Below are 10,365 nucleotides of genomic sequence, written 5' to 3'. Positions count from 1 at the left end.
GACGACACTGGTGACGATACCGGCGACGGTACCGGCGACGACACTGGTGACGATACCGGCGACGGTACCGGCGACGACACTGGTGACGATACCGGCGACGGTACCGGCGACGACGGTGACGGACAGAGCGACGGCAGCATCCCCGGCTTCGGTCCGCTCGTCGCGCTCGTCGCGCTCGTCGCGGCCGCGCTGCTCGTCTCCCGCCGGAACGACTGAACAGCCCCGGACGAACGCCCGCCTTCTCCGTTTTTTCACCCCGACGAGCGACCGCCGCGCGAGACCACCGGAGCGACGTCGCTCGCGATTTCGGGGCCGCGACACCGCAAGCCGTTTTCCTCTCCTCCGAGAACCGTCGCGTAGGTCCCACGATGTCTCCTCACTCCGCGGCGCTCTCGACAGATGCGTGTACCCTCCCCGACGGCCGCACCCTCTCGTACGCGACCGGCGGCGATCCCGACGGCTTCCCGGTCGTCGTCCACCACGGCACGCCCGGATCGCGGCTGTTCGGGGCGCTGCTGTCGGACTCCGCGATCGAGGTCGGCGTTCAGCTCCTCGTTCCCGACCGCCCGGGATACGGCCGTTCCTCGCCGCCCCCGGGTGACTGGTCGTGGGAGGACTGGCCGGCCGACCTCGGCGAACTCCTTGACGCGGAATCGGTCGACCGGGCCGGCGTCCTCGGGTTCTCCGCCGGCAGCCCGTTTGCGCTCGCCGCTGCGAGCGACGACCGCGTCGCTCGGGTCGGGCTGGTGAGCAGCGTCGTCCCGCCGGCCGAGAACGCCCTCGCGACGCTCGCGTCGGTCCCGTTCGCGCTGCGCGCCGTGTTCCGAATCTCCGACGTGGTCGCGTCGGTCTCCGGCCCGAGCGCGGTCGTCTCGCAGTACACGGACCGGTCCGTCTCCGACCCGGTCGCCGAGGCGGTGGCGGCCGACTTCCACGAGGCCCTCGCCCCCGGGGCGAAGGCGGTCGAACGCGAGAACCGAGCGTTCGCGAGCGGGTCGCTCGACACCGATTCGGTCAGTGTCCCGGTTCGCGTCTGGCACGGGACGAGCGACGAGAACACGCCGCTTTCGCCCGTCCGGACGCTCGTCGACGCGGTCGACGGAACGCTGGAGACCGCCGAGACCGACCACCTCGGGACGCTGCTCGACTGTCGAGCGGCGGCGCCGGAGTGGGTCGGTCGGGAGGAGTGACCGTCGTTTAACTGCTCATCATGTAGCGACGCCGCTCGCCGGTGACAGCGGGCCGGGAGGGATCCACGCGAGCGAAGCGAGCGTGGGTCAGTCGCACCCGTCGGGTGCGACGAGACTCGAACCACGCCCAGACGTGCTCGTTCGCTCCGCTCACTGCGCGCGACTGGCCTCTTCGAATCCCTCCCTTTTCGACGGCCTCGCGGCTCGCGGAGTGCTCGCCGCGAGGAGTACGGGCCGGGAGGGATTCGAACCCCCGACCGTCCGGTTAAAAGCCGGACGCTCTCCCTAACTGAGCTACCGGCCCAGACGAATCGCTGTACGGCCAGCCGACGGATAAACGTTTAGAACCGCGATAGCGGGACGATCGACACCCGAAACGGTTTCCGACCCCCCGCCCTCGCCGCGAACATGGAGTTCGACATGCGCGCGTTCGCCGCCGACTGCTGCCGGCACCGCTCGACCGCCGGCGAGGAGGGGCCCGCCGCCGCGTTCGTCGCGGAGCGACTCGCTGACCTCGGCTTCGAGACGCACGCCTGGGACGCCGATCCCGCCCTCCTCGCGGACCACCCCTCCTTCCCGGACGACCTCGACGCGACGGCCGTCGAGGGACGGCGCAGCGTCGCGGGCGTCCTCGAACTCGGCGGCGCGAGCGACGCGGGTAACGGTGACGGCGCGGGCGGCGCGGTCGGCGAAGACGACGACGATCCGGTCCCCACCCTCGTCCTGAACGGCCACCTCGACGTCGTCCCCGCAGAGCCCTCCGAGTGGTCGAGCGACCCCTTCGAGCCGGTTTGGCGCGACGCCGAGGGACGACTTATCGATGACGCCGCCGGCGGGGACGGGGTCGGAGAGACCCTCACCGCCCGCGGCGCGGCCGACATGAAGTCCGGACTCGCCGCCTGCGTCGGCGCCGCGGTGGACGTGCGGGCGGGCGTCGCGGACGGGTCGATCGACCTCCCGCCGTCCGGGCTTCGGCTCGTGGTCGAGGCCGTCGCGGGCGAGGAGGACGGCGGCTACGGCGCGGCGACGGCCGCGCTCGCGACCCCGTACCCCTTCGAGCGCGACGCGGCGATCGTCGCGGAGCCGACGGAGCTCCGACCCGTCGTCGCCTGCGAAGGGTCGCTCATGGCTCGGCTGGAGATCGACGGGCGCAGCGCCCACGCGGCCACTCGCTGGCGGGGCGAGGACGTGCTGCCGCGGTTCGAGGCGATCCGGGAGGCGTTCATGGAGCTGGAGGCGGAGCGCGGCGAGTCGGTCGACCATCCCCTGTACGAGCGGTTCCCGGTCCCCTGGCCCGTCGTCTGCGGCCGGGTCGAGGCGGGCTCGTGGGCGTCGACGGTCCCGGCGACGCTCGGCGCGGAGTTCCGGATCGGCGTTGCGCCGGGCGAGACGGTGAGCGAGGTCGAGGCCGCGTTCCGCGATCGACTGGAGCGCGTCGCGGCCGACGACCCCTGGCTGCGCGAGCGCCCGCCTCGGTTCGAGCGGTTCTCCGTCCAGTTCGAACCGGCCGAGATCGCGGTCGACGAGCCCGTCGTCGAGGCGGTCCGCGCCGGACTCGTCGCGACCGGGCTCCCGGACGTCGAACCGCGGGGCGCGACGTACGGCGCCGATTCGCGCCACTTCGTCGCGGCCGGGATCCCGGCGGTGCTGTTCGGTCCCGGCACCATCGACGAGGCGCACTACCCGGACGAGACGATCGCGTGGGGGCAGGTCGTCCGGGCGAGAGAGGCGATCGCGGCCGCCGCGGAGCGGTTCGCGAACGACGCCGCGGCGTAGCCGTCGGCGGGTCGCTCTCGACCCGCCGGAGTCGGTCGGGGCCCGCCGTTCGCTACTCCGAGAGGTACTCGTCGAGCGCGTCCGCGACGAGCGCCCCCGGCTCGACGTTCTCCATCGAGGCGCGGCGGCGCAGTTCGACGTACGTCTCGGGCGGAAGTCGGAGCTGGAGGCGACCGAGCTCGACGCCGGCGTCCCGGACCGCGGTCTCGATGTCGGCGCCGTCGTTGACCGCGGACGCGACCGCGCGCACCTCCCGGACCGTGAGGTCCCCGTCGATCGCCGCCCACGCGAGCAGGTAGCGGTCCCGACCGCCGAGCCGCGCGACGTGCTTCGCGGCGCTCGGCGCGATCCGCCCGTTCGCGACCTGTCGCCGGACCGCCTGCGGGAGGTCGTGAACCCTCGCCCACTTGCGGATGAACGCGACGGAGACGCCCTCGCCGGCCCGCTCGGCCGCCTCCTTGTACGACCCCACGCCGCGGACGAGCGCCGCGCAGGCGGCGGCGCCGCGCAGCATCAACACGTTGTCGTCGTCGCCGACGTCGCCGGCCGCGAAGCGGGCCACCGTCTCCGCGGCCTCGGCGACGCTGTCCGGATCGCTCGGGTCGAACCCCACCGCGTCTGCGGCCCGGTCGCCCGTCACCGCCGGGTCGGCCCGGACCACCGGCTCGCCGACGGGGGAGCGTCGGTCCGCGCGTGACTCCTCGGTCATACACGTCTCTTCGGGGCCGCGGGTATAAACGCCGGGCACCGGGGCGGAACTCGCCAGCGCGTCGGAGTGCCGACGCGTCGACGGGCCGTCGGCGCCCGACCTACTTCGCGGTCCGGGCCGCCGCGTCGTCGTCCCCCTCGCTCGCCCCTCTCGCGTACAGGACGTACGAGTACCCGACGGTGATCGCGGCGGTCGCGAGCGCCGGCCCGACGAGGAAGTACACCGCGTACTCGCCGGAGAAGAGGCCCACGACCGCGACCGCGGCCGAGAGCTTGAACAGTCGGGCGCCGAGCGCGTGGGTGCGGTCCCAAACCGCGTCGTCGCTGAGCGTCCACGGCGTTCGGATCCCGACGAACCAGTTCGGCTCGACGTGGGGGAGCAGCGTTCCGACGTAGTAGAACAGCGCGGCCGCGCCGGCCACCGCGATCGTCGTCACGTCGACCGCGTAGCCGAGGTTGACGGCGAGCACCGCGAGGTGGACGGCGACGAGGAACGCGGTGATCACGACGACGAACCGGTCGTAGTGGACCCGGAACGCGGCGACGTTCTCGCGGAGGGGATCGATCCGCGGGAGCAGCGCGAAGAGGCCGATCAGCCCGGCGGCGAGGCCCGGAACGAGCCACATCCCGGCGGTCCGCGGGAGCGTTCCGGTCGGGTCGCCGGCGGCGTTCCACCGCGTCACCATCCGTTCGGGGAGGCTCGGTGCGACCGCGAGGCTGGCGAGGGCGCCGACGGCGACGAGGAGGGCCGCGACGCCGAATCGAAGCCGCGTGGACAGCCGGGACTCGGAGGGCATACGCGTCGAGACGACGCCCGCGGCAATAAAAGACTCCCGGCCGTGGGAATCGCCCTCGAAGCGCCCGGTGCGACGCAACCCTTACGCGTCGCGGCAGCCAATCAGGGGGTATGACCGACGAACGCGACGACGACGGCCACGAGTTCTCCTCGGGGCAGGGCGTCGACGCCGACTACGACGCGTTCACGCTGGACCCGCCGGAGCTCGGCGAGGACCCGAGCCGCGTCGACCCGGTCGACTCCCGCGTGTTGACCGAGGAGCTCGACCGCCGGAACATCGGCAGCGAGGACGTCGATGTCGAGCAGCTGATCGACGTCGGCCTCTCGTACATGGGGATCAACCGCTTCGAGGAGGCGACGGAGACGTTCGAGCGCGCCGCCCGTTTCGCCGAGGAGGACTCCCTGGAGGCCCAGGAGGCGTGGGTGAACAAGGGCGCCGCCCACGCACAGCTGGAGGAGTTCGACCAGGCGATCGGCGCGTACCAGGAGGCGCTGCGGATCGACGAGGAGTCCGAGCACGCCGCGACCGCCGAGACGAACCTCGCGTACGCCCTCTGGGAGTCCGGCCGGAGCGAGCAGGCGCTCGAGCACGCCGAGCGCGCCGTCGAGACCGACCCGCGCTTCGCCGAAGCGTGGTACAACCGCGGGTTCCTCCTGGTCGAGCGCGGGCTCGCAGAGGACGCGGTCAAGTGCTTCGACAACGCGATCCGCCTCGGCTACCGCGACGCGGGCGTCTTAGAGGAGAAGGCGCGGGCGCTCGAGGAGGCCGGCGAACACGAGCAGGCCGAGGAGGTCGCGGACCAGGCCGAGGAGCTCCGCCGCGAGACGGAAGAACAGCTGATCGAAGAGCAGACCGGCCAGGCCCCGGGTCCGGGCGGTCGCGGCGGTCAGCCCGGTTCGGGCGGTCGCGGCGGGCAGGGCGGTCAGCCCGGTTCGGGCGGTCGCGGCGGGCAGGGCGGTCAGCCCGGTCCGGGCGGTCGCGGCGGGCAGGGCGGCGGTCGAAGCGGGCAGGACGGCGAACGCGAGGGACCGGAGCGAGAGCTCCAGGGCGAAGGGCCAGAGGGCTTCTGAATGCTCCTTCGCGAGCGCGAGACCCCCGAGGGGCGGCTCGTCTCCGTCTGCGACGCCGACTGCCTCGGTGAGACGTACGAGGACGGTCCGGTGACGCTCACCGTGAGCGAGGAGTTCTACGGCGGCGACGGCGCCGTCGAGGCGACCGAAGCGGAGGTGATCGCCGGGCTCCGGCGCGCGCAGGTCGCGAACATCGTCGGCACCGAAGCGGTCGGCGTCGCCGTCGAGGCGGGCCTCGTCGACGAGGAGACGGTCCTGGAGTTCGAGGAGACGCGGCACGCGCAGCTGCTCTGGCTGTGAGGGCGGTGCGGCGTCCGCGGCCGTCTCGTCGGGATCCGATCCGGCTAAGGGCGCGCGCGACGAGGCGAATCCGATGAGACGACTCACGCGGAGCGAGTTGGCGTCGCGGGTGGGGCCGCGACCCCCTTCGGACGCCTTCTGGCGGCGCGCGATCGACCGGGGCGAGGCCGCGCTCGGCGTCGGCGCGGACGCCGTCGGGGGAGCGCGCGACAGAGACGCGGAGCCGACCGAACCGCTCGACACGGGCGATATCGTCGACGTCGACGACCACGCCTTCGTCGTCGTCGGAGCCGAACGGACCGAGGCCGGCGGTCGGATCTACCGGATCGAACTGGTCACCGATTCCGACGCGGAGTGAGACGGGAGGGACTGGGGCCGGCGTGGGGGCCGAGACCCCGATCAGAGCCCGGCGACGTCCTCGATGGCGTCGGTGAGCTCCGTCACGCTCTCGACGGTGTGCTCGCCCATGTGGCCGATCCGGAACGTCTCCTCGCCGAGGTCGCCGTACCCGTTCGAGAAGGCCATGTCGTACCTCTCGTTCACCGCTTCGATGGTCGCGGCCACGTCGATCCCCCGCGTGTTCTCGATGCAGGCGACCGTCTGCGACTCGTACCCTTCCTCGGGGAACATCGCGAAGTGCTCGGCGGCCCAGTCGTGGACGTACTCGGTCATCTCGCGGTGGCGCTCGTCGCGGGCGCGGTGGCCCTCCTCGAGCATGCGCTTCATCTGCTTGCGGTACGCCAACATGATCGGGATCGCGGGCGTCGAGTGGGTCTGGCCCTTCCGGTCGTAGTAGTCGATGGTGCGGCGGAACCCGCCGTACCACGAGGAGTCGCCCTTCTCGACCTCGCGGTCGTAGGCGTCGTCGCTGACGACGCAGACCGCCAGGCCCGGCGGCATCGCGAACGCCTTCTGCGTGGACGCGAAGATCGCGTCGATACCGTGCGCGTCGATGTCGACGTAGTCGCCGCCGAGCGAGGAGACGGCGTCGACGGCGAAGTAGGTGTCCGGGTACTCGGTGAGCACGTCGCCGATCTCCTCGATCGGATTGCGGACGCCGGTCGAGGACTCGTTCATCACGCCCGCGACCATGTCGTACTGGACATCGGCGGTCTCGATCGCCTCGCGGACGTCCTCGGGCTTGACCGCCTCGCCCCACTCGTACTCCAGTCGGTCGACGTCCTTCCCGAGTCGCTCGGCGACGTTGGCGTAGCGCTCGCTGAACGCGCCGCAGGTCGGCACGAGGACGTGCTCGTCGACGAGGTTGAGCGTCGTCGCCTCCCAGAACGCCGTGCCGGAGCCGGTGAGGATGACGACCTCGTTGTCGGTGCCGAGGAACTCCTTCGTGTCCTCCACGATGGTGGTGTACAGGTCGGTCATCCGGTCCATCCGGTGGCCGAACGTCGACTCGGTCATCGCCTCGATCACGTCGTCGCGGACCTCGGTCGGGCCGGGGATGTACAGCGTCTTGTCGTCGTAGTCGTCGCGGTATTCGCGTTTCTTCGTCACGGGATCCACCTGTTGGATCGTACCGCGTCGCGAGACGGTATGGTCCTTGTGATACGCTCAAAAACGAGACCGGCGGCGTTGCCCGGATCAATCGGGTTTATACGAACGGAGAAACGAAAGAACGTATGATACACGCCCGGAGAGTTACAACCGCCCGAGGTGGGCCGCCGTGAGCGGCGACGAGGAACTCGCGAAGGACCTCGGCCCGCTCGCGGCGCTCACGATCGGGATCGGGACGATGATCGGCGCCGGCATCTTCGTCCTCCCCGGCACCGCGGTCGCCCGCGCCGGGCCGCTCGCGGCGTTCACCTTCGTCCTCGGCGGCGTGATCGCCCTGTTCACCGCGCTGTCGGCCTCCGAACTCGGGACCGCGATGCCGAAGTCCGGCGGGGCGTACTTCTACGTCAACCGCGCGCTCGGCCCGATGTTCGGCTCCGTCGCGGGCTGGGCGAACTGGCTCGGGCTCGCGTTCGCCTCCGCCTTCTACATGTACGGCTTCGGCGAGTACGTCAACGCGCTCGTCGGGCTCGAACCGGTCGGACTCGGGATAGTGACGCTGGAGGCGGCACAGGTGATCGGCCTCGCCGGCGCGCTGCTCTTCATCGCGGTCAACTACTTCGGCGCGAAGGAGACGGGCGGGCTTCAGATCGTCATCGTGATGTCGCTTCTGGGTATCCTCGCCGTCTTCACCGTCGTCGGCCTGCTGAACGCCGAGATGTCGTCGCTGCGTCCCCTCGCGCCGCCGGGCACGACGAGCCAGGTGTTACCGGTGACCGGGATCATCTTCGTCTCGTACCTGGGATTCGTCCAGATCACCTCCGTCGCCGAGGAGATCAAGAACCCCGGGCGGAACCTCCCGCTCGCGGTCCTCGGCTCGGTCGTCATCGTCACGGTCGTCTACGCGCTGTTCCTGCTCGTGCTGCTCGCGGCGGTGCCGAACGAACTCGTCGCGAACAACGAGACTGCGGTCGTCGACGCCGCCCGCCTCCTGTTCGGTCGGTACGAGGTGTTCGGCTTCTCGCTGGGCGCCGTCGGCGCCGGCATGCTGCTGATCGGCGGGCTGCTCGCGACCGCCTCCTCCGCGAACGCCTCGATCCTCTCGTCGTCGCGGATCAACTTCGCGATGGGCCGCGAGAAGATCGTCACCCCGTCGCTCAACCAGATCCACGAGCGGTTCGGCACGCCGTACAAGTCGATCGCGCTCACCGGCGCGCTCATCGTCGTGTTCCTCCTCGCCGGGAGCGTCGAGTCGCTGTCGACGATGGGGTCGGTGTTACACCTGGTGGTGTACGGCCTCCTCAACCTCGCGCTCATCGTGATGCGCGAGTCGGCGGTCGAGGGGTACGACCCGGACTTCGAGGTGCCGTTCTACCCGGCCGTTCCGATAATCGGGACGATATCGTCGTTCGCGCTGATCTACTACATCGACCCGACGATCATCCTGCTGTCCGCCGGGCTCGTCGTCTTCGCGCTGCTCTGGTACCTGCTGTACGCCCGCGGGAAGGTCGAGGCGCGCGGCGTGCTCGGGACGTGGATCCTCGACCGGTCCGACGAGCTGCCGAAGGCGGCCGTGTCGGCGGCCACGTCGGTCCAGCCGAGCGGCGACGACTACCGGGTGATGGTGCCGCTCGCGAACCCCAAGACCGAAGAGCACCTGATCACCCTCGCGTCCGCAATCGCCAAGCAGCGGAACGGGACGGTCGTCGCGGTCAACATCGCGAACGTCCCCGACCAGACCTCGCTGGAGGCCGCGCGCGACCGCGGCGCCCACGAGGCGGCCCACGGCCTCCTCGACCAGGCTCGCGAGGACGCGGAGACGTTCGGCGTCGACGTGGAGACCCACGTCGTGCTCTCGCACCGCGTGTTCGAGGAGGTGTTCGACGCCGCGCGCACCTACGGCGCCGACATGACCGTGATGGGCTGGGGCGAGGACTCCCACGGGGCGCCGGGGCGCGCCGAGTCCGCCGTCGACGAGCTGGCGTACTCGCTCCCCTCGGACTTCCTCGTGTTCCGCGACCGCGGGTTCGACGCCTCGCGCATCCTCGTGCCGACCGCCGGCGGCCCGGCCTCGGACCTCTCGGGCGCCGTCGCGAAGATGCTCCAGGTCGAGTTCGGCGGCGAGGTCACGCTGCTCCACGTCACCGAGGCCGGCGAGGAGGAGGCGGGCCGGACGTTCCTCTCCGAGTGGGCCGACGCGCACGACCTCTCGGACGCGGCGCTGCGGATCGAGACGGGCGACGTCGAGACCAGCATCGAGCGCGCCGCCCGCGACGCGTCGATGCTCATCATCGGCGCGACCCAGAAGGGGCTGCTCTCGCGGCTGGTCCGCGGGTCGCTCGTCTTGGACGTGCTCGGCGAGGTGGAGTGCTCCGTGCTGCTCGCGGAGCCGAAGAGCGACCGCGGCATCCTCGCCCGGCTGTTCGGGAGCGGCGCGCGGTCGAACGACGTCACCGACGCGACGGAGACGGCCGCCGACACCGGCGTCGAGCCGGAGCCGTCGACGCCCGAGATCGACGGGGGATCGGACGCGGGCGAGGAGTCGCAGGCGGACTGACGCGACGCGTTTCCTCCTCGGTCGCCGCGGGCGCGGACTCGAAGTCGAGCCGTGTCAGCCCCAGTGCCAGAAGTGGTTGCCGTCCGTTTCGACCGGGTCGGTGCGCTCGCGGAGGTCGGCGACGTCCTCGGCGGTCGGCTCGTGGTCGTCGGGGAGCCGCTCCATGCACTCGAAACAGAGGAAGAACTCCGAGTCGTCGGTGAGTTCGAGCGTGAGTCCCTGCGTCGACTCGAACGCGAAGTTCCACAGATCGCCGATCCCGCCGGCGATCCGCACGGACCGCTCGCAGACGTCGCACGCCTCGGAGGCCATACGTACGTCTCACGGGGCGCGCGGGGTAAGGCGTGTCGCCTCGATACGTTTACTGGTACGTCCGTCGTCCCTCGGTGAACGCCGCCAAAGTCCCAATCGTTCGCTTATAAATGACTGTCTATAGATCGACGGACGATACCTCCAAAGCC

The 10,365-nt window shown here is 71.1% G+C and carries 11 protein-coding genes and 1 tRNA gene; 7 read left to right on the top strand and 5 right to left on the bottom strand.

The annotated features are described in order from the left end of the window. On the top strand, positions 1-216 hold a 216-nt coding region (locus EXE45_RS20440; protein ID WP_199233612.1), incomplete at its 5' end, for a PGF-CTERM sorting domain-containing protein. Positions 217-368: 152 nt separating this feature from the next. Beyond that, positions 369-1,190, top strand: coding sequence for an alpha/beta fold hydrolase (locus tag EXE45_RS09895; RefSeq protein WP_137694225.1), 822 nt, complete (start codon positions 369-371; stop codon positions 1,188-1,190). A gap of 230 nt (positions 1,191-1,420) precedes the next feature. On the opposite strand, the gene EXE45_RS09890 is transcribed toward EXE45_RS09895, so the two are convergent. Then, positions 1,421-1,494 (bottom strand) — tRNA-Lys (locus EXE45_RS09890). 104 nt (positions 1,495-1,598) lie between these two features. Here EXE45_RS09890 and EXE45_RS09885 point away from each other — a divergent pair. Next, a complete protein-coding gene (locus EXE45_RS09885; RefSeq protein WP_137694224.1) occupies positions 1,599-2,966 on the top strand; it encodes a M20/M25/M40 family metallo-hydrolase in 1,368 nt (455 codons plus the stop codon). Between the two features lie 52 nt (positions 2,967-3,018). Here the strand turns inward: EXE45_RS09885 and EXE45_RS09880 are convergent, their stop codons facing one another. Together EXE45_RS09880 and EXE45_RS09875 are read right to left on the bottom strand one after the other, a co-directional pair. After that, on the bottom strand, positions 3,019-3,675 hold the full coding sequence (locus EXE45_RS09880; protein WP_137694223.1) for a hypothetical protein: 657 nt from the start codon (positions 3,673-3,675) through the stop codon (positions 3,019-3,021). A 100-nt stretch (positions 3,676-3,775) separates the two neighbouring features. After that, the gene (locus EXE45_RS09875) at positions 3,776-4,471 is read right to left on the bottom strand and encodes an SdpI family protein (RefSeq protein WP_092919392.1); all 696 of its coding nucleotides are present in this window, start codon (positions 4,469-4,471) and stop codon (positions 3,776-3,778) included. Positions 4,472-4,581: 110 nt separating this feature from the next. Here EXE45_RS09875 and EXE45_RS09870 point away from each other — a divergent pair, with 110 nt between their 5' ends. The 3 genes from EXE45_RS09870 (at position 4,582) to EXE45_RS09860 (ending at position 6,199) form a co-directional block, all read left to right on the top strand. Further along, entirely contained in the window at positions 4,582-5,541 is a 960-nt protein-coding gene (locus EXE45_RS09870; RefSeq protein WP_137694222.1) for a tetratricopeptide repeat protein, read from the top strand. After that, entirely contained in the window at positions 5,542-5,841 is a 300-nt protein-coding gene (locus EXE45_RS09865; protein ID WP_092919396.1) for a DUF424 domain-containing protein, read from the top strand. It abuts the gene before it with no gap. A gap of 73 nt (positions 5,842-5,914) precedes the next feature. Beyond that, positions 5,915-6,199, top strand: a complete 285-nt coding sequence (locus EXE45_RS09860) for a hypothetical protein (protein WP_092919398.1) — start codon at positions 5,915-5,917, stop codon at positions 6,197-6,199. 41 nt (positions 6,200-6,240) lie between these two features. On the opposite strand, the gene EXE45_RS09855 is transcribed toward EXE45_RS09860, so the two are convergent. Next, the gene (locus EXE45_RS09855; protein ID WP_137694221.1) at positions 6,241-7,350 is read right to left on the bottom strand and encodes an alanine--glyoxylate aminotransferase family protein; all 1,110 of its coding nucleotides are present in this window, start codon (positions 7,348-7,350) and stop codon (positions 6,241-6,243) included. Positions 7,351-7,519: 169 nt separating this feature from the next. On the opposite strand from EXE45_RS09855, the gene EXE45_RS09850 reads away from it, so the two are divergent. Continuing rightward, entirely contained in the window at positions 7,520-9,904 is a 2,385-nt protein-coding gene (locus EXE45_RS09850; protein ID WP_137694220.1) for an amino acid permease, read from the top strand. A 54-nt stretch (positions 9,905-9,958) separates the two neighbouring features. Here the strand turns inward: EXE45_RS09850 and EXE45_RS09845 are convergent, their stop codons facing one another. Next, positions 9,959-10,216 (bottom strand): hypothetical protein, encoded by a 258-nt coding sequence (locus EXE45_RS09845; RefSeq protein WP_092919402.1) that lies wholly within the window; start codon positions 10,214-10,216, stop codon positions 9,959-9,961. Between the last annotated feature and the right edge of the window lie 149 nt (positions 10,217-10,365).

Origin of the sequence: Halorubrum sp. SP9, from assembly GCF_005435015.1 — an archaeon.
Lineage (GTDB): Archaea > Halobacteriota > Halobacteria > Halobacteriales > Haloferacaceae > Halorubrum > Halorubrum sodomense.
Note: the sequence above shows the minus strand (reverse complement) of the source record. Positions and strands in the feature narration are given on the sequence as shown.